This window comes from Pseudomonas sp. AF32 (assembly GCF_022342325.2).
GTDB lineage: Bacteria > Pseudomonadota > Gammaproteobacteria > Pseudomonadales > Pseudomonadaceae > Aquipseudomonas > Aquipseudomonas uvaldensis.
This window is the reverse complement of the sequence record NZ_RQJK02000013.1, coordinates 48483-72533: the sequence shown is the minus strand read 5'-3', so window position 1 is coordinate 72533 and position 24051 is coordinate 48483. Positions and strand designations below refer to the sequence as shown.

Annotated in this window: 15 protein-coding genes; 6 read left to right on the top strand and 9 right to left on the bottom strand. The window is 61.6% G+C overall.

Annotation, left to right across the window (positions count from 1 at the left end; translation table 11 throughout):
- The first annotated feature begins 131 nt into the window (after nt 1-131).
- The 5 genes from cobG to EGM97_RS13975 all read left to right on the top strand — a co-directional run bounded on the left by cobG (nt 132) and on the right by EGM97_RS13975 (nt 11883).
- Complete coding sequence (cobG, locus tag EGM97_RS13995) at nt 132-1451, top strand: precorrin-3B synthase (RefSeq protein ID WP_238965381.1); 1320 nt, start codon at nt 132-134, stop codon at nt 1449-1451.
- Nucleotides 1444-2070 (top strand): precorrin-8X methylmutase, encoded by a 627-nt coding sequence (locus EGM97_RS13990; protein ID WP_053155511.1) that lies wholly within the window; start codon nt 1444-1446, stop codon nt 2068-2070. Before cobG ends, EGM97_RS13990 begins: the two co-directional genes overlap by 8 nt.
- The gene (locus tag EGM97_RS13985; RefSeq protein WP_238965434.1) at nt 2070-2801 is read left to right on the top strand and encodes a precorrin-2 C(20)-methyltransferase; all 732 of its coding nucleotides are present in this window, start codon (nt 2070-2072) and stop codon (nt 2799-2801) included. The genes EGM97_RS13990 and EGM97_RS13985 overlap by 1 nt, the downstream gene beginning before the upstream one ends.
- Nucleotides 2798-4498 carry a precorrin-3B C(17)-methyltransferase gene (gene cobJ / locus EGM97_RS13980; protein WP_238965382.1) on the top strand — a complete coding sequence of 567 codons (1701 nt, stop codon included), beginning with the start codon at nt 2798-2800 and terminating at the stop codon, nt 4496-4498. The genes EGM97_RS13985 and cobJ overlap by 4 nt, the downstream gene beginning before the upstream one ends.
- A gap of 299 nt (nt 4499-4797) precedes the next feature.
- Entirely contained in the window at nt 4798-11883 is a 7086-nt protein-coding gene (locus tag EGM97_RS13975) for a TcdA/TcdB pore-forming domain-containing protein (RefSeq protein WP_238965383.1), read from the top strand.
- Between the two features lie 26 nt (nt 11884-11909).
- Here the strand turns inward: EGM97_RS13975 and EGM97_RS13970 are convergent, their stop codons facing one another.
- On the bottom strand, nt 11910-12560 hold the full coding sequence (locus tag EGM97_RS13970) for a hypothetical protein (protein WP_238965384.1): 651 nt from the start codon (nt 12558-12560) through the stop codon (nt 11910-11912).
- A gap of 212 nt (nt 12561-12772) precedes the next feature.
- Here EGM97_RS13970 and EGM97_RS13965 point away from each other — a divergent pair, with 212 nt between their 5' ends.
- Complete coding sequence (locus EGM97_RS13965) at nt 12773-13591, top strand: hypothetical protein (RefSeq protein ID WP_238965385.1); 819 nt, start codon at nt 12773-12775, stop codon at nt 13589-13591.
- A 39-nt stretch (nt 13592-13630) separates the two neighbouring features.
- Here EGM97_RS13965 and EGM97_RS13960 read toward each other — a convergent pair whose 3' ends face one another.
- From EGM97_RS13960 to prmA, 8 genes are all read right to left on the bottom strand, one after another.
- Nucleotides 13631-14227 carry a MarC family protein gene (locus tag EGM97_RS13960; protein WP_238965386.1) on the bottom strand — a complete coding sequence of 199 codons (597 nt, stop codon included), beginning with the start codon at nt 14225-14227 and terminating at the stop codon, nt 13631-13633.
- A 62-nt stretch (nt 14228-14289) separates the two neighbouring features.
- Complete coding sequence (locus tag EGM97_RS13955; RefSeq protein WP_238965387.1) at nt 14290-17061, bottom strand: hybrid sensor histidine kinase/response regulator; 2772 nt, start codon at nt 17059-17061, stop codon at nt 14290-14292.
- A gap of 99 nt (nt 17062-17160) precedes the next feature.
- Nucleotides 17161-18456 carry a phosphoribosylamine--glycine ligase gene (gene purD / locus EGM97_RS13950; RefSeq protein WP_238965388.1) on the bottom strand — a complete coding sequence of 432 codons (1296 nt, stop codon included), beginning with the start codon at nt 18454-18456 and terminating at the stop codon, nt 17161-17163.
- 188 nt (nt 18457-18644) lie between these two features.
- Nucleotides 18645-20252 carry a bifunctional phosphoribosylaminoimidazolecarboxamide formyltransferase/IMP cyclohydrolase gene (purH, locus tag EGM97_RS13945; protein WP_238965389.1) on the bottom strand — a complete coding sequence of 536 codons (1608 nt, stop codon included), beginning with the start codon at nt 20250-20252 and terminating at the stop codon, nt 18645-18647.
- Nucleotides 20253-20335: 83 nt separating this feature from the next.
- Nucleotides 20336-20656, bottom strand: a complete 321-nt coding sequence (gene fis / locus EGM97_RS13940; protein WP_025211617.1) for a DNA-binding transcriptional regulator Fis — start codon at nt 20654-20656, stop codon at nt 20336-20338.
- Nucleotides 20653-21660, bottom strand: coding sequence for a tRNA dihydrouridine synthase DusB (dusB, locus tag EGM97_RS13935; RefSeq protein WP_053155491.1), 1008 nt, complete (start codon nt 21658-21660; stop codon nt 20653-20655). The genes fis and dusB overlap by 4 nt, the downstream gene beginning before the upstream one ends.
- Nucleotides 21661-21844: 184 nt before the next feature.
- Nucleotides 21845-23074: a DUF3426 domain-containing protein gene (locus tag EGM97_RS13930; RefSeq protein ID WP_238965390.1), complete on the bottom strand. Its 1230-nt coding sequence runs from the start codon at nt 23072-23074 to the stop codon at nt 21845-21847.
- Between the two features lie 30 nt (nt 23075-23104).
- The gene (prmA, locus tag EGM97_RS13925) at nt 23105-23983 is read right to left on the bottom strand and encodes a 50S ribosomal protein L11 methyltransferase (RefSeq protein ID WP_238965391.1); all 879 of its coding nucleotides are present in this window, start codon (nt 23981-23983) and stop codon (nt 23105-23107) included.
- Between the last annotated feature and the right edge of the window lie 68 nt (nt 23984-24051).

Here is a 24051-nt window from a genome sequence, read left to right as displayed (position 1 = left end):
TTGTCGGGCGGGCTTGCCTATTTGTCACTGCGCATGACTGAAACCGACCGGCAGGCTTTTCATGACGCCCGTCAAAGCAGGCATAATGGCGGTCCTTCGCCGATGCGGCGCGCTGATCGACCGGTTTTCCCTTGAACGAACATCCATCCTCCTGCGTCATACGCCCCACGGGTTGTCCGGGGTTGTTGCGTGTCGTCCAGGCGCTGGACGGTGGGATTTGCCGGATCAAGCTCGACGGCGGGTCCATTCAGTCGGCTCAGGCCGACGCCGTGGCGTCGGCGGCCGAGCGGTTCGCCGCTGGGGTCATCGAGGCGACCAACCGCGCCAACTTGCAGATCCGTGGGATTGGCGCGGCGCAGGATGCGCTGATCGAACAGTTGCTGGCCGCTGGATTGGGCCCCCATACCCCGGCTGGCGACGATGTCCGCAACCTGATGCTCAGTCCCTCGGCCGGGATCGATCGGCAGATGCTGTTCGATACCCGACCGTTGGCCGCACGGATCCTGCTCACCCTGCAAACCCACGCACGCTTCCATGAGCTGTCGGCGAAATTCGCCGTGCAACTGGATGGCGGTGAAGCCATGGCGATGCTCGAACATCACCATGACCTGTGGTTATCCGCGCTTGTCCATCGCGGTGAGTCCTGGCTGGCCTTCGGGCTGGCTGGCTCGCCGCTGGATAGGGCGGCGGGGAGGGTGCCCCTGGACCAAGGGCACGCGCTGGTGGTGGCGGTGCTGGAGTTGTTCCTCGACCTGGCCCGCCCGGACCAGACACGCATGCGGCATTTGCTGGCCGAAATCCCAGAGGATGAGTTCATCGCCCGGTTGGCCCGTCGCGTGGCGCTGCAACCTTGCCTCGACTGGCAGCGGGGCGCGTCCGTCGATGGATTGCACATCGGTATTCATCCCCAGCGTGACGACCTGGTCTACGTCGGCGCCCTGGCCCCTCTCGGTCGGCTCGATGCCGTCATGCTGCGGGGGGCAGCGCAGTTGGCGCGGGAGAAGGGTGACGGCAGTCTTCGCTTCACGCCCTGGCAAAGCCTGCTGCTGCCCAACGTCGGCGGCCATGACGCGGTGCAGGTGCTGGCGCGACTGGGTGAGCTGGGCCTGGTGTGCTCGCCCGATGAGCCTCTGGCGACCCTCATCGCCTGTACCGGCTCCAGCGGCTGCGGCAAGGCCCTGGCCGATACCAAGGCCGATGCCAGGCAACTGGCTGAACGGCTGCAACGCCACGGGCAGGCCTTGAAAATCCATCTGACCGGCTGCCCTCGTTCCTGCGCGGCGGCCCATGTCGCGCCCGCCACCTTGCTGGCAGTCGGACCCGGTCGCTACGACCTCTATTTTCGCGATGCCACGCTGCCGGGGTTCGGCGCGTTGCAGGCGTGCAACCTGACGATTGAAGCGCTCGGCCACTGGTTCGACGCTCACCCCCGGAGCCCCTTTGATGCTTGATTACATTCGCGACGGTCAGGAGATCTATCGCAACTCCTTCGCGATCATTCGCGCCGAGGCCAACCTGTCGCGTATCCCGCCGGATCTGGAAAAACTCGCTGTGCGGGTGATCCACGCCTGCGGCATGGTCGAGGCCGTCGACGGTCTGCAGTTTTCCGACGGCGCGGGTACGGCCGGGCGTCAGGCGCTGGCTGCTGGCGCACCGATCCTGTGTGATGCGCGCATGGTTTCCGAGGGCGTGACCCGCGCTCGCCTGCCGGCCAACAACCCGGTGATCTGCACCCTGCGCGACGAGCGTGTGCCGCAACTGGCCAATGAACTGGGCAATACCCGTTCGGCGGCTGCCCTGGAGCTGTGGCGCCCGTATCTGGAAGGTAGCGTCGTGGTGATCGGCAACGCGCCGACCGCCCTGTTTTATCTGTTGGAAATGCTCGATGCCGGCGCGCCGAAACCGGCGTTGATCCTCGGTTTTCCGGTGGGCTTTGTCGGTGCCGCCGAGTCCAAGGCGATGCTGGCGGCCAACAGCCGCGGCGTGCCGTTCGTGATCATGCAAGGCCGGCTGGGTGGCAGCGCCATGGCCGCCGCCGCCGTCAACGCCCTCGCTACGGAGATTGAATGATGCAGCAGCCTGGACGTCTGATCGGCCTCGGCGTAGGCCCCGGTGACCCGGAACTGATTACCCTCAAGGCCCTGCGCCTGCTGCGCGAATCGCCAGTGGTGGCGTACTTCGTCGCCAAGGGCAAGAAGGGCAACGCCTTTGGCATCATCGAGGGCCATTTGCAGACAGAGCAAACGTTGTTGCCGCTGGTCTACCCGGTGACTACCGAAGCACTGCCGGCGCCGCTGTCGTACGAACAGGTGATTGCCGATTTCTACGACACCGCCGCCGAACACCTGGCCGTGCACCTGGATGCCGGTCGCGACGTCGCGGTGATTTGCGAGGGCGATCCGTTCTTTTACGGCTCCTATATGTATCTGCACGATCGCCTGGCCGAGCGCTACGAGGCCGAAGTCGTTCCCGGCGTGTGTTCGATGCTCGGCGGCGCCTCGGTGCTGGGCGCGCCGCTGGTGTATCGCAACCAGAGCCTGTCGGTGCTGTCCGGCGTACTGCCTCATGACGAGCTCAAGCGCCGCCTGGCCGATGCCGATGCGGCGGTGATCATGAAGCTGGGGCGCAACTTCCCCAAGGTCCGCCAGGTGCTCGGTGAGCTGGGCCTGGACGGACGGGCGCTCTACGTCGAGCGGGCTACCATGGCCAATCAGAAGATCGTGCCGCTGGATGAAGTCGAGCCGATGTCTTCGCCGTACTTCTCGCTGATCATCGTGCCGGGCGAGCGGTGGCAAGGATGACGTCCAGGACTGCGGCAATCGTCATCCTCGGGCCGGGCAGCCTCGCAACGGCCCGGCGGATCCAGCAGCGCTATCCCGACGCGTTGATTCACGGTCTGGCCGGGCGGGTCGAGGGTGTGGATCGCCCCTACACCGAGTTTGGCGCGACGCTGCGCGAGCTTTATCAACAAGACACGCCGATCATCGCCCTGTGCGCGGCCGGCATCGTCATTCGTACCCTGGCGCCGCTGCTGCTGGAAAAAGGCGTCGAGCCGCCCGTGCTGGCAGTGGCGGAAGACGGCAGTGCCGTGGTGCCGCTGTTGGGCGGCCTGGGCGGCGTCAATGTCCTGGCCCGGGAGATTGCGGCCAGCCTGCAAGTCGCCCCAGCGATTACCACCAGCGGTGAACTGCGCTTTGGCACGTGCCTGCTCAATCCACCGAGCGGTTACCGCCTCGACGACCTGGAGCAAGGCAAGCGCTTCGTCTCCGACCTGCTGGCCGGCGAACCGGTACGTATCGAAGGCGCCGCCCCCTGGCTGGACCAGGCGCAGCTGCCCCAGGACGAGCGGGCGCGCCTGGCGATTCGCATCGATTGCAGCGCGACCGTTCCGGTGGTCGACGAGCTGCGTATCTACCCGCGCCAAGTAGTGGTGGCGCTGAAGGCCGGCGTGGCGAATGTGGCCACTGCCATCGACGACGCCTTGCTTCAGGCGGGCCTCGCGATGCAATCACTGGCGTGCCTGTTGGCAGTGGACACTGAGATGGCGCGTCCCGAGTTGCATCAGGCGGCCTCGGCCCTGGGCGTGCCGCTGCGTTTTGTGGCGGCCGGCGACGACATCGCGCATTGGTTGGGCGAGGCTCTGGGTCAACCGGCTTCGCTGCAAATCGTCAATGACGTCGCCATTGCCGTGGCCGAGCAGCCCCTCAATCCGCAACGGATCGGACGCGGGCGCGGACGCCTGGCGGTGATCGGCCTCGGCCCAGGGGCGGCAGACCTGATGGTGCCGGCCGTGCGGGCCGAACTGGACCGCGCCACCGATGTGCTGGGGTACGAAACCTACGTACGCATGGCGGGGCCGTTCCGGGACGATCAGGTGCAGCATTGCACCGACAACCGTGAAGAAATGCAGCGCGCTCGACACGCCTTTGAACTGGCGGCCCAGGGACGCTCCGTGGTGGTGGTGTCGTCTGGCGATCCGGGCGTGTTCGCCATGGCCGCAGCGGTGCTGGAAGCCTTGCATGAGTCAACGGACGTCCATTGGCACAACGTCGACCTGCAAATCCTGCCCGGCGTCTCGGCCTCTCTTGCCACGGCGGCCCAGGCCGGTGCGCCTTTGGGTCATGATTTCTGCGTGATGTCGCTGTCGGACAATCTCAAGCCCTGGTCGATCATCGAGACGCGCCTGGACCTGGCGGCGCAGGCCGACCTGGCCCTGGCGTTCTACAACCCGATCTCCCGGTCGCGACCATGGCAACTGGGGCGTGCGCTGGACATCGTCGCGCAGCATCGCACGTCTGACACTCCGGTGGTCCTGGGGCGCGACATCGGCCGTCCGGGTCAGACCCTGCGGGTCACCACCCTGGGACAACTGACCCCGGACCAGGTGGACATGCGCACCATGGTGCTGGTGGGGTCCTCCACGACGTGTGTGTTCCCCCGCGCTGAAGGGGGCGACTGGGTGTATACGCCGCGCTGGTACGGCAGCAAACCTCGTTGATTCGATTCGGCAGCCCGTTCGGGCTGCCATCACCGCTGAATTCGTCAGTGTCCTATTTAGAGTCGCTCTATAAGTTTTGTCACTTGTGGATGGCGTGCGCTTGCAACATTGAGTTTGTTTTTTATTTGGAAATTTATTGGGTTTGAGTGGCGCCTTGATCGTGGGTTACTTTCATTCAAGGTCATCGAGAGATTTATTTTCCGAACGTTAACGTCCAAGTGCTGGGATGCACTTGTGGATGACTGTTTTTCCGATGCGGGCCTCGGCCTGTTTACATGCAATAAATGGAAGTATTGTTCATGAGTGAAACCCGGTTTACATCAATGCGCGGTTACGTCGATTTCGTCGGCTTGTTGAAGTTGAAGGATATTGAACAGGCGTTGGTCACGTATAAAGGCACCGATCGGTACGATGCAGTGCTGCGCTATTACTTTGGCTGTATTGCCGCGCTGGATGCGCCTGGCATGCTGGAACCGTTGGGGCTGCTCAAGCAGGCGCTGGGGGCGCTGCAACGGGGTGGCAGACGCCGCCGCACGGCGGAACTGGAGCCGTCGGGTGGCACGACGGCGGTTGATCTGACGTACATCCACGACACTGTGGAAGATTATGAAGAGCGTTTGCATCACAGCGTCGAGCAACTAAAGGTGCCGGCCACTGAAGTGCCGAAGAAATTGCATTTCGTCTGGCTGGGGGGCGGCATGGGTGCCATTCAGCGCGACTATATAACTATCTGGAAAAAGGTGATGGCCGGTGAGGGCTATCAAGTTAATCTCTGGTATGACAGTGATGCATTGTTGGCGTATGAAACCAACCGGATCATTGTCGAAGCCGCCAAGGCCGATGCAATGCTCAATGGCGCACAAGATATTATCGATCCCTCCGAGTTGGGCGACCGCTATGAAGAGCGGGTCATCGTCTTGAAACAACAAATGTTCGCGCACATTAAAAAGTTCGTGGAAAACGGCGGCAGCGCCGATGACGCGAGGATTGACCTGCTGGTCCGGGCCTATGGTGAGGACAAGGCGCGGCTGACTGCCCTGAGGGCCGCCAACCGGCTCAGTCTTTCCGCTGTGTCCGAAGGAAATCTGGCGTTGCGCGACCTTGCCCACGGTGATGTGCCGCTGCACCTGAACGATATTTACGAGCGCGAGATCAGCCTGCGTTGCAATCTGGCCTCGGGTTCCGATGTGGTGCGTCTCGAAGCGTTGTTCAACGAAGGCGGCAGTTATGCCGATGTCGACAACTTGCCGCCATTGCAGGAAAAACTGGGCGGGGTGGATATTCGCGGGTTCAAGACCGATGCGCGCCTGGGCGTGCTGCAATTGCTGCTAGACCGCAATCCTGAATGGATGCCCGGCCGTCAGGCGTTGCGTCACCAATACACTGACTATCTGGGGCAGATCCCGGCGGAGAATATCGAGGCGCTCACGCGTTTTGCAGACGGCAAGCCGGAGCTCAATCAGGTTTTTCGCACCCCGGTGGAGCGTCTTGCGCGCCCCTATGAACTGCGTGCCGTCGCTGAGCAGAATTCCCTGAGCAACGCTTTCCTGATGGCCCACCCGGGGGCGGCGATGCTCGAGACGGTGTTCGAACGTTTCCGGCTCAATTATGAAATCGTCGACGCCACCGCTCGCCTGGCCGACGAGCAAAACGTCGCGCTTATCGATGTCGATGCCATGGCCGGTCTGGCGCAGCAAGCCGCGACCGACGTGTTTGGTCCGTTGCATGAGCTGCCTTCGGAGGCGGAGATGGCGGTGTCCTTCCTCGTGCAGGCTGCCGCGACGTATTACAGCGACGGCATTCGTCCCCAGAGCGAAGTAACGATCTACCTGACCGGACCTGGCGCCATGCGCGAGGGTATGGCCGATTATCAACGGGCGAACTTCACCCCTCGCAGTGCCGAGAACTGGCGGGTCGGGATCGCCATTCCAGCCGTTGCCACAGTCAACCGCGCTACCGAAGAAGAGCAGGATCATTCCTGGAAAGAGAACGAAAGCGACACCCAACAGTGGCTCGATGGCGAGAAGAAACGCTGGCAGGAAGGCCGATTCAAGGCCCGTTACGCCGGTGATCTGGCGGAGCTGCTCAAATACCGCACGCTCCAGTTCGATGAAGGCTGGCCGTTGGTGGAAGGACGCCATGTGCTGTCCACCGACCTGTTGCAGCATCTGGCCGATCAGTTGGGTGAACCTTTCATGGCGATGATGGGGCGTAGCCATACCGGTGTGGTGGCTTTCGACCGGCCTATACCGCTGAGTTTCGAGGCGCGCCAGTCGATCCGTGCTCAAAGCGCCAGCCTGCTGCCGCCCGCGTCGTTGGGTGATCCACAGACGCAGCGGCTTTCTGTCGTCGAACTCTTGGAGCGATTCGCCAAGGGCAGTTTTGAAGCGGCACAGTTGAGTCCGCTGCAGCGTCTGCTCCTGGGGACCTTGGTCGGTGCACAGTCGCTGGATAACCGCAGCTTCGACGCCGTTCGCCCGCAGCTCGATAACCTGGCCAATAACCTGGGTGAACGAGGTACCGCCGGCAGTTATGCGGTGATCGAGCAGGCGTTGTACCAACAGCGCGCACCGGCATTCCTGGCCGGGCTGGCCGACCCTGTCGACTACCCGGCCGTGCATGCTGAAACCGCCTTGGGATTGAAGAAAAACGCCTTGGAGCAGCCGTTGACGTTGCGCCAATGGGGGCAGCGAGTGGCTCGGATCCAGCGGCTGGCGAAGCTTGAATACCGCGTGCGGGTCATTGAGCGCCTCGGTGTCGTCCTGGACGGCTTTGAAGCCGACGCGATCAAGCTGGTGCCGCAAGACCTGCTGCTCCAGGGCGAAGGCGACAGAGTCGGTGGGCGCTGTTATCCACTGAGCCTGATCATGGCGGCCGCGTTGTCGACGGACAAGGCTGCGGTGAACACCCTGCGCGAGCGATTCTACCTGGGGGCCATCGAACCCGAGGCGAGCGATTGCATGACCTTCCTGCAAGGGGTGGAAGCCTTGCGCGATGTTCAGGCGAGCGAGGTCGGTGTGGCACTGGCGCGCTCGGACCTGAAGGCGGTGGTGGAAGTCTTGCAAGCCAGGGCGACCACCAGCACGCTGATGCTCAACTCGGATAACCACGCCATGCTGGTGGGCAGGACCTTCGAGGGCGAACGCAGCACCTATCATTTCTACGATCCGAATTTCGGTCTTTTCGAGTTCGCCCATGCCACGCGGTTCAGGCAGGCACTGGAGCGGTTTTTTCTCGAAGAGGGAATGGCCGCTCACTACGCGGCCTACGGAGAGGCGACACGGCCGACCTTCGATCTGTTCGAGTTGGACGGTGCGAAAATTTCGAGAACCGTATTGCCGGACACCATCAAAGTCTCGGAACTGCTGCAGCCCGGTGCGCTGCCCGGGCAGAGGCTACGCCCTGTGCAACAGCGCTTGGCCAGTGCCCGTGGACAATCGCTGATAAACAATCCCCGGCTCGGCAGTTGCCTGCTGGCACTGGACGGCCATTGGTGGGGCCAACAAATCGCGCAGGTAACGACGCGGCTCTGGCAGCAGGATCCGTCGGCCTCCCTACGGGTTCCTCTGTTCGAAACCCTGGAGATCGCACCGGACGGTACGTACCGGGTAAGCCTGATCGATCCGCAGAACCCCGACCAGTTGGTTCGGATCATCTCGGACGACCATCGGCTCCTGCGTATCAAGAATTACCTCTCGGAACGCTTCCTGGCGTTGGCCAATAAACCCGCCGTTGCGAGCGATCCTGCCGAAGTGGGCAGTGTTCATACCCTCAATGCTGGCTTCACCATCCAGGCGCTGATGACCGCGCTCAAAGAACATGAGGGGCCTGATCGGCCGCTGTCCCTGGCGGTACGGTTGCATGCCTACGTCAATTACGCGCAGTTGGTGCACGGTAATGTGGTCGATGTCGCGGGCCTGGTCGGTCTGGTCCGACAGGCGCTGGCCGAAGAGAAGTTGATCGCGCGCACCGTCGCCCCGGTGGTCAAGGCTGCCGTGGGGCCCAGTGTGAGCGAGGCCACCGGCGGCGTGCTGCAACTGGCGAATGTCGGTTTCGACATCTATCAACTGGCGACAGCAACCAACGAGGTCACCCGGGCCCAATTTGGCACTCAACTGGCGTTCGACTCGGCCGGCCTGGTGCTGTCGGCGGGAGCGCTCGCCGCCGGCGCCACGACCGCCGGAGCGTTTCTCGGGGGCGCGGCGGTGATCCTCGGCGGGCTGGCGGTGGGACTGGCAGCCTTGGCCCAGGGATTTGCAAGCATTGCCGAGGAGGCCAGGCAGGTCGGGCTGTTCTTCGATGAGGTGACCAAGGCGCATCTGCAGGCCTATCGGTTTGACGCCCGTAGCAAAAGCTGGTTGCCGCGTCCCTCGTTGATCATCCAGACCTTGGACCTGGCCCATGGCCGACTTCAGCTGGACAGTCCCAGGCTGTATCCGTTACGGGATCATTTCGGTGTCCCGACCTTCGATCTTGACTACGAACGAGCGATCAACATCCGGCGAGAGCTAGGCCTGACGGATCGAGTCAGGTACATGCCGCCCGCCTCCGAGGCGATTGTGCTGCCTTGTGTGCCGCAAACCTGCTACCGCTATGAATACAAGGCGTTGCCATTCGCCGGGTTGCGCCATGACGCCGGATTCGACACGGCGCGGCGCTTGGAGAAAAAGCAGGCCGATGGTGGATGGCTGTTCCTGTTTTCGTTCTATTCATTTCCGAGCGATTACATCCTCTACCGGATGGTCCCGGACTATCGACCGACCGTGATCAACGTCATGCTCGACACTCTCGAGCGCTCACTGGTGGTGCCTGCTCTTCCCGCCATCTGGCATGGAAAAATCAACTACCGGGTCCGCGGTGCCGGCGGACGCTGCAACGTATTGCTCAGTCCCGGCGTGAACCTGACGTTCGAGACGTTGAGGTCGCAGAAGTCGACCTGGGTGCTGGATGCTCCTTGGGCTCGCGAACGTGAAGTTCGCTTTGAGCGCAACACCAAGCTGTTCGTGAGTGACGTGGAGGTGATGCTTACAGGGGATGGTCACCACGAAATACTGCTCCGGCTCGCCGACAATCAGTTATTCCGGGTTGAGTTGATTACGAGCTCTCTCATCCTGATCGAGCAGGATGTGCCATCGGGCGTGGATCGACAGGCCCTGCAAGCGCACCTGAAGGCTCTGGTTCAAGAACACCGTCTGGCGTTGCCTTACACACCGATCCATCGCTACCTGATTCCGTTCGAGAAGACGGATGAACCCCGGTACATCACGGCCTGGTACGACGCCAGGGAAGACCGCTTCCTGTATATCCGCAACGATCTGCCAGGCGCCGAGGATGCCACGCTGGGCGCAGTGGCGGGTGGCTATGCCTACTTCTTCGAGCCGCAGAGCCTGGTGATCTGGCAAGTCGACGCCCTCACCGGGTTGTTGAGCCATCGCTATTGGCTTTGGGCCGCGAGCGAGACGGCGACCGTCATCAAGGGTGTCGAGGCGGACGCGCAGGGTGTGATTCATGTGGTGCAGGAGATCACCCGCATTGACCAGACAACCGAGCGACTGGTCTATGTGATCCATGATGGACAGTTGCTGCTGAGTTCGGTAACGCGAGACCTGGACCCGACCCTGGAATCCATTTTCAGCGCCAGTGAGACGCTGGCCGACTGGACGCAGGTGCTGGGCAACGCTTATCCGGTAACGCTCTATGCCGATCATGACGATACCTTCGTCACGGTCAACTGGCGCCCGGCACCATTTGTTTCCGTTTGCTGGAAGATCGAAGAGTCACTACGGGACATGGCCTGGGTTCGCGGCAGCGACCAGTTGATCATCCGTCCCTCACCGGGACGCAATCATTATCGTGGATGGCCGGACTCGATCAAGAACATGACGGACCTGACACTGCTTGCGCCAGCTGACGGCAGCGACGTATTTGTCATCTATGACAGGCTCAAACAGGAACTCTGTCGCAGGCAGCGCCCCCTGGTGGAGGGTAAAGGACAGTGGTCCAGCCGGTTCCATCGGGCGGACAAGCTGGAAAATGTCATCGCTGTCGAGGATGGGTACCTGGCGCTGACTACGGATGGTTTGTTCTACAACCTGACGGATCGGGGAGACCTGGAGTTGGGAGGCGTGACTGAGGCCTGGTTCAAAGACCGGACGCAGTGGTGGTCCGAACTGGCTTCACTGGCCCGGCGCAACCCAGACGAGCGCCTGGCCCTTATCGGCTTGCGCAACTTCAATGGCGACGCGACGCTGTGTGCCTGGTGCATCGGGAGCCGGGTGTTGCTGGCCGAACCGGGTCGTGGCAAGGAAGTGCGCTTGCTGGGAGTAACCCCGGATGGGGAGGCGGCCTGGTTGTTCGATGTTTCGAGTGGAGAGGTCTATCGCCAGGGATTTATCGACCCGCAACGGCTGGCATCGGCCTTTGGAACAGGTTCACGATTATTGCAGGCTGATGCGCTACCCGTTGCGCAACGCGAATGGGCACCCTGGCAATTTGTCGAACTGACGGTCGAAGGGGCGGGGCTGCGTGGCGTGACATTCGAAGGCGTGGTGGTCTCGTTGCGGGATCGGGAGCCGGCGTTGATGACCGGTGTCACACTTGAGTGGGTTGCCGCTCAGGGGGGACGCGAGCGCGAGGCGCTCAAGCGACTGATGGACTATCCAGCCCATAGCTCACTGCTGTCGGTGGAGGATCCCGAAAACCTGAAATGGTTCGTCACCCAGAGCAAACGCATGATTCGTGTCCCACGGACCGCGATTCCGGGATCCTTCGAGGTGCTTGGAACCCAGCGCGAAAGTAACGTATTGATCCATCAGAACAGCAATGGACAACTGTTGACCTATCCGGGCATGGAACTCGCGGGTTCCCTCAGCTACGTGCAGCGCGATGGCGAAGTCATGGTCGTCGAGGGGCAGGTCGATGACTTCCTGCCACTGATGCCGGATGGTGTCACGACGCTGGTCCTGCGCATGGGGCGGGGAGTGAAGAGCTTTCGGCTGTCGAAGGCGGCCTGGCTGAGACTCGAGGCGGTCGTGCTCAACTGTCGGCATACCCTTGAAAGCACGGCGAAAGGGCCCGGTAAGATGATCTGGGAGCTGGATGAACCAGACGAGTTGCTGTTGAGTATTGTCGACGAGCATCTGGTGGTCATAGACCCGGACAATGGCCACAGCGTGATCTTCCGGGAGGCGTATGCCAGGGACATCGGCTTGCGGGGTGACGTCGTGCTCAGCTTCAAGGGCCATGGGGATTATGCCGTTTCGAAGTTGGTACAGCGGATGGACACCCGGCAGAACGCCCAGGGTGGCTTAACGCTGAAAGCGTTGCTGGGCGTTGCGGAAGTTGGGGAAAAAAGCCTCGCGGATCAGGGTTTGTACGAAAAGTAGCCGAGCGGCTGATTCATTCGCTGGGTTCATGAGGCGATTCTCCTCAGGTTGAATCGCCTCATGAGCTGCTCGTTCAGTTTCTTTTTTATCAGTGCTCTTTTGCGGTCCAGTTCATTCCGGTCCAGTCGCAGAAAGGCCCGCTGCTGGACGATGGTTGCCGAACGTCTTTCCCAGTTCCAGAACAGAAAGTGATGTTTCTTTATATCGACACTCAACTCGAATTTATAGACGGCAATGTTCAGGTTGTTCTGGGCGTCGTAGCGGGCCGGAATAATCTGAAAACTTTCGCCTTCCCTGGTTTCCTGGTCGAAGGACAGCATGGCGGGTGAGTTGGTTTTCAATGTGTCGAGGGTGTCGATCATCGCATTGGCTTGCCGTGAGTCTCTCATGGCCTCGGCGCTCTGGACCAGAAAGTCTGCAACGGAGCCCGACTCGATGTGTTGTGTGCGAGTAAGGATGGAGTCGCCGTACAGCGACCAGCCGAGGAAATTCAAGGTGCGCACGTATTCTTCGAACCAGCCACTGGAGTCGGTGTAGCGGTTATGACCCAGGTCAGCCGACAGCGTTGCGATGTTATGACAGTCAGCGATGTCGTTATGATCTTGCAGGGAAAGGGTACCAATATAGGAAAACAGGTTGGGCCCGGTGATCAGCCCGGTGAGTGATACGTTGTTCAAGGGAAAGTCTCCGTCGTGTTGTTATGCATAAATACAACGATGAGCGGAAGATGTGTGTGTGGATAAGTGATTAAATTAAAGCCGGATGTTTTGTCGTTAAGTAAAGTACGAATTACATATATTGAAATGGGGTTTTGTTGCGGTTTGTCCGGATAATAAATTAGATTGTTGTTCGTCCGCAGGAGCGGTCGTTACATAACAAAGGAAGTTATATGGAACCGTTTGAAAGTGAAATCAGTGTCGCCCAGAGTATTGAATTGATCGGCGCCCGTCTCAACAGGCGCAAGGCGCTGGTCACTGCCAGTCGGCGCGTGCGTCGATCCGCCGAACTGACTGACAGCCCGACCAGGGACCTGGATGCACTGATGTTGGGGGATGCCTTGTTGGGCTATGGCAACAACATGTCGCTCACCAACATGGCGATTATGGAAAACCTCATGACCATGGCAATCATGGAGGCCAACTTCGAGGTGCCTGGCGGCAAGAACACCCTGGCATGGTACGACTCGTTTATCCGTTGCCTCCATGACCTGGGCTGTTTCGTGGCCGATGACGGCTATACCCGTTACTCCGAGAGTTCCCAGCGTGTGAACATGGACTTCGTGATCAGCGATATCGTCAAAGGAATCATCGATGGGGTGAAGGCCAGCGTTCCGGCGGCAGCCGTGCTGGGCGCCGTGGTGAATACCACGATCGATGGTCTGAAGCAGGATCAGCCCACCCTCAATTTGTTCAACAGCCAGGTCAAGACGCCCGAGGGCGCACGTCTGTCGGTGATTCCCTGCGAACAACTGGCCAACGGCATCCTGATTGCGTCATCCGCTTCGATCAGGCAGACCGGATCATCGAACAACGGCGGCGTTCTGTTTGTGAACTGGCAATCTTCGGCACGGGAAATTTTCCGTGGCAAATCCTACGTGACCTTCAATCCGGCGCGTTATGAAGACTTCCGCCAGGACATCGAAGAGTACCTGGGGGAACACCGCAGGGAAGTCCTGAAAAAACGATTCCACCGCCGCCGTCAGGCCTGAAGAGAGCTCCTGAAGAGAGCTCTTGAAGACAGCTCCGTGCTACGGCACCAGATAACCTTTCACCCCTGTAAAGATGATCTGCGCCGCCAGCGCGCAGACAAACAGTCCCATCAGGCGACTGACGATCTGCAAGCCCTGGTCACCCAGGATCCGCTCGATGCGGCTGGACAGGTAGAGCACGACGCCGACAGTGAAGCTGGCCAGGGCGATGCTGACGATGGCGGTGAGTTTGTCGTCCCAGTGCGGCTGGCTCACGCCCATCACCAGCAAGGCGCCGATGGTGCCAGGGCCGACAGTCAGGGGAATGGTCAGCGGGACGATAGTCACGTCCTGCTGAACATTATCGGTCTGTACGGCTGACTTGCCTTGGGCCATGCCCAGCGCCGAAATGAACAGCACGCTGCCGGCACCGATGCGGAACGCATCCACGGTGATACCGAACACGCTGAAAATCATCCGTCCGAACAAATACAGCAAGACGCTGGAGACCAGCGTCGCGATCGCGACCTTCCAGGCCAGGCGCCGTTGTTCCTTGCGTGAATAACCGCGGGTCAGGCCGATAAAACAAGACAACACGAAGAACGGGCTATAGAGCACCAGCATCTTCAGATAAACGCTGAACAGCACATGGAGCATGGTCGAGGCTCAAGGCGGAGGAGGACGACGGGAGTCTATCAGGCGATGTGACGTCTGTCGGCTCAGGACGTTTGCGCGGTGCGGTTCTGCTGCTCGCGCTGGGCGACCCAATGTTCGATCAACTCCCGCAACTGCGACAGTTCCACCGGCTTGGCCATATGACCATCCATTCCCGCCTGGCGTGCCCGCTCCTTGTGCTCGGCCAGGATATGCGCGGTCAAGGCGACCACGGGGGTGCGGGTCCGCTGGTTGCCCATTTCCCAGGCGCGCAGTTGCTGGGTTGCGGAGAAGCCGTCGAGGATCGGCATCTCGCAGTCCATCAGAACCAGGTCGTAGCGATGTTCCTTCATGGCCTTGAGGGCTTCTTCGCCGTTGCTGGCGGTGTCGGGTTGCAGGTTGAGCTTGCCGAGCATGCCACGGATGACCTTGGTGGAAATGCTGTTGTCCTCGGCCACCAGGATGCGGAAGTCGCTGGGGACTTTCACCGGTGCGGTAGGGCCCGCATTCGATGGCTGGCTGGGGGCATGCCCCCTGTTGCGCTGGTTAAGCTCGTCGGCCAGGGTGGTCTTGAGGGTATAGCCGGCGACCGGTTTGGCGAGAATGCGTTTGATCCCGCTGTTGCGCGCCACGATCTTGCTCGGTGCGTTACTGATGCCGGTGAGCATGATCAACAGGATGTCGTGGTTCAGGCTCGGGTCTTCCTTGATCTTGGCCGCCAACTGCATGCCGGTCATGCCGGGCATGTTCTGGTCCAGCAGGACCACGTCGAAATAATCGCGCAAGTGCGCCTTGGTGCGCAGCAGCGCCAGCGCTTCCTTGCCCGAAGGCACCGCACTGACGTTCAGGCCCCAGGCGCTGCACTGCTGCACCAACACTTTGCGGCAGGTTTCGTTGTCGTCGACGACCAGCACTCGTGCCCCTTGCAACGGGCTATCGAGGTCAGAAGTCGGATGCTCGAGGCGATCCGGATCCAGCGGCAGGGTCAGCCATAAGGTGCTGCCCTGTTGGCCGCTTTTGATGCCGAATTCGCCGTGCATCAGCATGATCAGCTGACGGGCGATGACCAGGCCCAGGTTGCCACCCAGGCGCGTGGCCGAGAGGAAGTTCTTGCTGTGTAACTCAGCGTGCATCAGCGTATCGCGTTCCTCGGCGTCCATGGGCGACCCGTTGTCCTGCACAGCGATGCGCAGGCGTGGCTGGTTGCTGCGCTCGTCGAGGGCCACGACGATCAGGACTTCGCCTTCGTCGGTTTTCTTCAGGGCATTTTCCAGCAGGCTCAGCAACGCCTGGCGCAGCCGCGTCGGATCGCCGCTGATGACCCGTGGCACCTGGGGCTGGATGAAGCTGATCAGTTCCACGTTCTGCTGTTCGGCCTTGGCGCGGAAGATGCTCAGGCAATCCTCGATCAAGGCGTTGAGGTCGAACTGTACGTCGTCCAGTTCGATCTGGCCGGATTCCAGCCGAGAGATATCGAGGATCTCGTTGATGAGGGTCAGCAGCTCGTTGCCGGCGCTGTGAATGGTCTGCACGTAGTCGCGCTGCTTGACCGACAAGGGCGTGCCCAACAGCAGTTCGGTCATGCCCAGGACGCCGTTCATCGGGGTACGGATCTCATGACTGATCTTGGCCAGGAATTCCGCCTTGGCATTGATCTCGGCATTGCTCGCCGCCAGGTCACGGCTGATGCTGAAGCGGCTCTCGTTGATCGAACGCTGGCGTTCGCCCAAGGCTACGCTCATCAACAGGCCGCTGACGCAGATGAAGACCATCAACGTGACGATCAGGCCTTGGGGCGCAACTTCCGTGAGGCCTTGCAAGGCCGGCAGGATAATCAGCGTGCCCAGGTTGAAAACCACCATGGCCGCGACGAACAGCCGGGCTGGGCGATAGCCCTTCTGCCAGTGCCAGGCGCTGACGAACAGCATGCTCAGGCCGGCCAGGGCCACCAGCGCATAGGTCATGATGTTGAGCGGCAGCGTGTTGACGAACAGCAGCAACAGGCAGCACAGCATGATGAACACGATGTCCCCCAGCAGCAGCCGGTTCAGCGGGTGCGGCCCCAGGGGGGCGAAAAAACGGTAGGCGAACATCAGGCCGCAGGGCGCGGTCAACAGCAGGGCCAGGTAAGCCCCCGGTGTCTGCACCGCTGGCCAGTCCGGCAGCCAGCCCCCGGCCAGGTTCAGCAGCAGTACCAGGCTCAACATCAGCAGCCCCTCGCACGCTGCCAGCCACAGGCAACTGCGCGAGCGGGTGTAGGCGTAGCGGGTGAGGTTGTGCAGGATCAGCATGGCGATACAGCCGAACAACAGCCCGTAGATCAGGGTCTGGTTCTGATCGGCGGCGGCCATGATTGCGGGTTGCAGGGTGATGTACGGGCGAAGTTCGTGTCGGGACGCCAGCCTCAGGTAGACGTCCAGCGGCTTGTCGCTACGGGGCAGGGCCAGCATGAAATCGCTGCTGGGCACGGACGATTCGGTGCGGGGCTGGGCATTGCCGCCGATCTGTTGGTCGAGCAGTACGTCGCCGTCCAGCACATAGAGGTTGAGGCGCGACAGGTCCGGGGCGAAGATGCGCAGGATCTGTTCATGATTGTCGGGTGCCAGCCGGAAACGCACCCATAGCGCGCCCCCCGGTTCGGCCGCCCTGAGGCGGTCCAGATCGACGGGGCTGAATTGATTGGTGTAGCGGGCGGAGCGGATGTCGCTCAGCTTCAGGTCGCCCTGTTCGTCGAGCAATGCCGCCCAGCCACTGCCTGGCGCGGCCTGGGCCGGGAGCATGCAGAGCAGTGTCAGCAGGGTGACGGTAAAGCCTATGGCAATCCTGAGCCAGCGCACGGCGAAATCCCTTCAAAGGTTGAGGCCAGATTATAACTATGCGCGGCGCCCCGGCAGACAGGCAAGGGCCACACGCCCCTGCCTGGCTGAAAGGCCGGGTTATTGCAGATCTTCGCCACGCTCGCGGGCAATGGCACGATAGCCTATGTCCTTGCGGTAGAAACAGCCTTCCCAATCGATTCCGGCAGCCAGCCTGTACGCCAGCTGCTGAGCGGCGCCGACGCTGGCGCCCATGGCGGTGGCGCACAGTACGCGACCGCCGGCGGTGACGATCTGGCCGTCCTTCAACGCAGTACCCGCGTGGAAAACCTTGCCTTCCAGCTGGGCAACAGCCTCCAGACCACTGATCGCGCTGCCCTTGGCATAATCGCCTGGATAACCACCAGCGGCCAACACGACGCCGACGCTTGGACGTGGATCCCACTGGGCCTCGACCTTGTCCAGCGCCTGGGCCAGGGCTGCTTCGACCAGCAGCACCAGGCTCGATTGCAGGCGCAGCATCACCGGCTGGGTCTCAGGATCGCCGAAACGGCAGTTGAATTCGATGACTTTTGGGTTACCAGCCTTGTCGATCATCAAGCCCGCATAGAGAAAACCAGTATAGACGTTGCCTTCTTCGGCCATGCCACGCACGGTCGGCCAGATCACCTGGTCCATCACTCGCTGGTGCACCTCGGCGGTGACCACCGGCGCCGGGGAGTAGGCGCCCATGCCGCCGGTGTTCGGGCCGCTGTCGCCGTCGCCGACGCGCTTGTGGTCCTGGCTGGTGGCCATTGGCAGGACGTTCTTGCCATCCACCATGACGATGAAACTGGCTTCTTCTCCGTCGAGGAATTCCTCGATCACCACGCGGGAACCGGCGTCACCAAAGGCATTGCCGGCGAGCATGTCGCGCACGGCTTCTTCGGCCTCGGCCAGGGTCATCGCGACGATCACGCCTTTGCCAGCGGCCAGGCCGTCGGCCTTGATCACGATCGGAGCGCCCTTTTCCTGCAGGTAGGCCAGGGCAGGCTCGATTTCAGTGAAGTTCTGGTAGTCGGCGGTCGGGATCTTGTGGCGCGCCAGGAAATCCTTGGTAAAAGCCTTCGAGCCTTCCAACTGCGCGGCGCCGGCTGTCGGGCCGAAGCAGTCCAGGCCGCGGGCGCGGAACAGATCGACAACCCCGGCGACCAGCGGCACTTCGGGACCGACGATGGTCAGCGATACGTTCTTTTCAGCGAAATCGGCCAGTTGTTCCAGGGCCAGCACATCGATGGCGACGTTCTCGCACTTGGCTTCGATGGCCGTACCGGCATTGCCCGGCGCCACGAAAACCTTCTGCACGCGCGGATCCTGGGCCACTTTCCAGGCCAGGGCATGTTCACGGCCGCCGCTGCCAATGATCAAAACATTCATTTCAAAAACCTCGGATGACGCTGATTCTGTGGAGCACTGCTGAGGTGCTTTTCTGTGGGAGCGAGCCTGTGTGGGAGCTGGGCTTGCCCGCGATAGCATCACCTCGGTTTGCCTGATAGACCGAGTTGCCTGCATCGCGGGCAAGCCCAGCTCCCACACAAACCCAGCACCCACAGTGGATCGGTGTATCAGTGACGGAAATGACGCATGCCAGTAAACACCATGGCGATGCCGGCTTCATCAGCCGCGGCAATCACTTCGTTGTCACGCATCGAACCACCCGGCTGGATCACAGCGGTGATCCCCACCTTGGCCGCATTGTCGATGCCGTCGCGGAACGGGAAGAACGCATCGGAAGCCATGACCGCGCCCTTGACCTGCAAGCCGGCGTGTTCAGCCTTGATCGCGGCGATACGGGCCGAGTTCACGCGGCTCATCTGGCCGGCGCCGACGCCGATGGTCTGACGGTTCTTGGCGTAGACGATGGCGTTGGACTTGACGTACTTGGCGACTTTCCAGGCGAAGATCAGGTCGTGGATTTCCTGCTCGCTCGGCGCGCGCTGGGTCACGACTTTCAGGTCTTCGCTGCCGATCATGCCGATGTCACGGCTCTGTACCAGCAGGCCGCCGTTGACACGCTTGTAGTCCCAGGCCGGTGCACGGTCGGCCGACCACTGGCCGCAGGCCAACAGACGCACGTTGGCCTTGGCGGCGACAATGGCGCGGGCTTCTTCGCTGACCGAAGGGGCGATGATCACTTCGACGAACTGGCGCTCGACGATGGCCTTGGCGGTCTCGGCGTCCAGTTCACGGTTGAAGGCGATGATGCCGCCGAAGGCCGACTCGGTGTCGGTGGCGTAGGCCAGTTCGTAGGCCTGGCGGATGCCGCCCTCGGCGTCCGGGCTCACGGCTACGCCGCACGGGTTGGCGTGCTTGACGATCACGCAGGCTGGCTTGACGAAGCTCTTGACGCATTCCAGCGCCGCGTCGGTGTCGGCCACGTTGTTGAACGACAGCTCCTTGCCTTGCAGCTGGGTGGCGGTGGCAATGCCGACCTCGGCCGGTTTGGCTTCCACGTAGAACGCCGCGCTCTGATGCGGGTTCTCGCCGTAGCGCATTTCCTGGGCCTTGATGAATTGGGTGTTGAAGGTGCGCGGGAATTCGCTGCGGCCTTCCGTGCTCAGGGTTTCGGCGGCCTGGTTCACGGTGCCCATGTAGTTGGCGATCATGCCGTCATAGGCGGCGGTGTGTTCGAAGGCCTTGAGCATCAGGTCGAAACGCTGTGCGTAGGTCAGGCCACCGGCCTTGAGGTTTTCCAGGACGTTGGCGTAGTCGCTGGCGTTGACCACGATGGCCACGTCTTTATGGTTCTTGGCTGCCGAGCGGACCATGGTCGGGCCGCCGATATCGATATTCTCGATGGCGGTCGGCAGGTCGCAGCCAGGCTTGCTGATGGTGGCTTCGAACGGGTAGAGGTTGACCGCTACCAGATCGATCGGTTTGATGCCGTGTTCGTTCATGATGGCATCGTCAATGCCGCGACGGCCCAGGATCCCGCCATGGATCTTTGGATGCAGGGTCTTGACCCGACCGTCCATCATTTCCGCAAAACCGGTGTAATCCGCGACTTCCACTGCGGCGACGCCATTGTCCTGCAGCAACTTGAAGGTCCCGCCTGTGGAAAGAATCTCGACGCCCAGCTGTTGCAGCTCGCGGGCGAATTCGAGGATCCCGGTCTTGTCGGAGACGCTGATCAAGGCGCGGCGGATCGGCAGGCGGGTGGTCTGGTCGGTCATTTCAATTTCCATCAAAAGCAAGGGAAGTCAGCAAAAAAGGCGACCGTTTTTTACGCGGGCGCCTTTCTGGTTTGATTGAATGCTTACAGCAGATCGTACTGCTTGAGTTTCTTGCGCAGGGTACCGCGGTTCAGGCCCAGCAATTCACTGGCCTTGGTCTGGTTGCCCTTGACGTAATTCATCACGCTTTCGAGCAGGGGTGCCTCGACTTCGGAAAGCACCAGGTTGTACACATCCGTGACGGCAGCGCCCTCAAGGTGGGCGAAATAATTGTGCAGCGCCTTCTCGACGCTCCCGCGAAGGGTCTGGCCCTCTTCGCTGGGCGTATTGAGGTGCTGTTTCAAATTCACGTTGTCGCTCACGGGTGTTATTCCACTCACTAATGTCTCGGTCATCATCGTCATGCGGCCACCCCTTCGTCCCCTGTCAGGCTCTTGTAACGTTCAGCGAAGAAGGCCTGAACGTCGGCGCATTGTGCTTGCGTACCATCCAAACGATTGAAGCGGGCGCGAAACTCCCTGGCGCCCGGCAGGGTTGCGAGATACCAGCCTACATGCTTGCGAGCGATGCGTACGCCCATGACTTCTCCATAGAAGGCATGCAGCGCGGCCAGATGCTCCAGCAGAATTCGTTCCACCTCGGACAATTGCGGCGCAGCGAGTTTTTCACCGGTGCGCAGGAAGTGTTCGATCTCACGGAAAATCCATGGCCGCCCCTGGGCAGCCCGGCCGATCAACAGGCCGTCGGCACCGGTCGCGTCCAACACGTACCGGGCCTTCTCGGGTGAATCGATGTCGCCATTGGCGAAGACCGGAATCGACACCGCCTGCTTGATCGCGGCAATGGTGTCGTACTCGGCCTCGCCGGTGTACAGGTCTGCACGGGTGCGGCCATGGACCGCCAGCGCCGTGATCCCTTCCTGTTCGGCGATCTTCGCCACCGTCAGGCCATTCCTGTTGTCCCGGTCCCACCCGGTGCGGATCTTCAGGGTCACCGGTACATCGACCGCGGCAACGACCGCTCGCAGGATCTCGGTAACCAGGGTTTCATCTTTCAACAACGCGGAACCGGCGGCCTTGTTACAGACCTTTTTGGCCGGACAGCCCATGTTGATGTCGATGATCTGCGCGCCCAACGCCACATTGGCCCGGGCCGCCTCCGCCAGCATCCGCGCATCGCCACCGGCAATCTGGACCGAGCGGGGCTCGGGATCGCCTGTGTGGATCATGCGCAGACGCGATTTGCGGGTGTTCCACAGCGTCATGTCGCTGGTGACCATTTCCGAAACCACAAGACCGGCGCCCAATCGTTTGCACATCTGACGAAAGGGCTGATCGGTGACGCCCGCCATGGGGGCGAGAACCAGACCGTTCTGCAATGTATATGGGCCGATGCGTACCGCCGACATAGGACTTCCCTGAAGTGGGGCCGGATCATGAGACTTCGAAAAAGGGTTGGCATGATACCCGCTCTCGATGACTGGATAAAGATCGAATTGGATAAAATCTGAACAGCTGGTTTGTTATTGCCAGCGGTTTGGTCTGGCTGGGCCCGGTCAGAAAGCTGTCGTCAAACGACTGACCCTGGCCGCGTCACTCGGGCGAGTGGAAGCTCAGGCTGTAGTTCACTGCTTTAGGCCCGGGGTCCAGGATGTCCAGCGCGATATGGATGGGGGTCTGGGGCGGCATTTCGCCGCGGCCTTCGAGATCGCCGCCCAGGTATTCCGCTGGCTTGAAGCGGCGGCTGGCGATCAAGTGCCCGTTGAGGTCGGCGAACCGTAGTTCCAGCAGCGGGAACGGTTGGGAGAAGGGCGCACGATTGTAGATGATCGCGTCCACGACCAAGGCACCGCTGAATTCCGGATGGCTGCGCACCACCAGGTTGCTGCTTTTGACCTTCGCGATGTCGACCTTGGAGGGCACATCACAGCCGATGACCGGGCAGATTTGCAGGAACCATGGGCGATACTGGTCCTGGCGGGCCAATTCCTCGAAGTGATAGGCAATGTACTGTCCGGCCAGGGCCGCTGCGGCCAACAGTATCAACAGGCTCCATAGCAGGCGCCGCCCCCAGGGTGAGCGGCGTTTGCGCCAGTCCAGTTGCAGCGGGTCGTCGTCCAGGTCCTGCAGGACCTCGGCACGTATCCCGGGCTCCTGGCGCTCGCGCTTCTTGCGCGACGGCAGCGCTGGCTCCGGCTCCTCGTCGAGATCATCCGTGGCGGACAGGCGCTCAAGGTGTTCGCCTGGTTCGTCCACGGGTTCAAGGCGTAGCGGGGCGACAGGTTCGTCGTCTGGCTCAAGGGGTTCAAGGGCCAGAGACAGAGAGGGTTCCGTGCGCGGCGGCCGGGCCGGCTCGTGGGGCGAGAACGGCTCGACGGGTGCCTGGATGGCAGATTCGAAGCGTTCGGCGGGGGACTCGCTGTACAGACTGTCCGGCCAGGACTCCTGCCCATCGGAGAGGGCGTCGCGTTGCGCGCTCAGGCTGTCTTCGCGGCGCCGACCGGTATTGCCTGGTGCGCGTTTGTCGCGCCGTTCCAGGCGAGCCAGTTCCTTGTCCAGGTCATCGAGGTCCAGTTCGGCGGCAGTCCACTGTTTCTGGCTGATTGCACGGGGTGGCGTTTCGGCGGCGGCAGGCTTGGTCGGCGGAGCAATGGGGGCGGAGGCTTCCTTGGCGGCTCGTTGCTCCAGCAGCTGTCGTGCGGCATTGAACACCTGCAGGCACGAGCCGCAGCGAACCACCCCGCGCGCCACGCTCAATTGAGTATGGCTGACGCGGAAACTGGTATGGCAATGCGGGCACTGGGTGACGAAACTGTCGGTCATGCGGCAATCCGGTGAATACAGGCGGCCATTCTAGCGCCGACGTCCGGTGATGCGCACCCAGCCATCACGATTGGCTATCGGGTCCAGATCGAAGTCCGCGGCATAAGCAGCGGCAACCTCTTCGCCCTGTTCGGCGAGAATGCCCGACAGCGCAAGGCGTCCGCCCGGCTTGACCAGGCTTGACAGTTGCGGCGCCAGGGATACCAACGGTCCGGCCAGAATATTGGCCACCAGCACGTCGGCCTGGACGGGCGGCAAATCCTGCGGCAGATAAAGCGGGAACAATTCAGGAGCGATGTTGTTGCGTCCGGCGTTGTCGCGAGACGCCTCCAGGGCCTGGACGTCAATGTCCGTGCCGACCGCTTCCCTGGCGCCCAGCAGAAGCGCGGCAATCGCCAGGATCCCCGAGCCACAGCCGAAATCGAGCACGTTGCAGCCTTTCAGGTCCTGGCCATCGAGCCATTCCAGGCACAACGCGGTGGTCGGATGGGTGCCGGTACCGAACGCCAGGCCTGGATCCAGCAGCAGGTTGACCGCGTCGGGCTCGGGTGCGGCGTGCCAGCTCGGTACGATCCACAGGCGCTGGCCGAAGCGCATCGGCTGGAAGTTATCCATCCAACTGCGTTCCCAATCCTGGTCTTCGATCACTTCGCTGTGATGTTCCGGCAGAGGGCTGCCGGTCAGCAGTTCGAGGTGGGCCAGTACGGTGGCCGCCTCGGTGCCGCCTTCGAACAGCGCCAGCAAGTGGGTATGGGCCCACAGCGGGGTGGTATTGAGTTCCGGTTCGAAGATCGGCTGGTCTTCGGCATCCATGAAGGTTACCGACACGGCACCTGTTTCCAGAAACGCGTCTTCGTAGGTTTCGGCTTGTTCCGGGCTGATGGCCAGGCGTACTTGCAGCCAAGGCATGGCGGGCACCTTTGGAAATAAATCTGCTGGGGCAGCCCCAGGGCTGCGAAAGCTGCGCAGTGTACGCC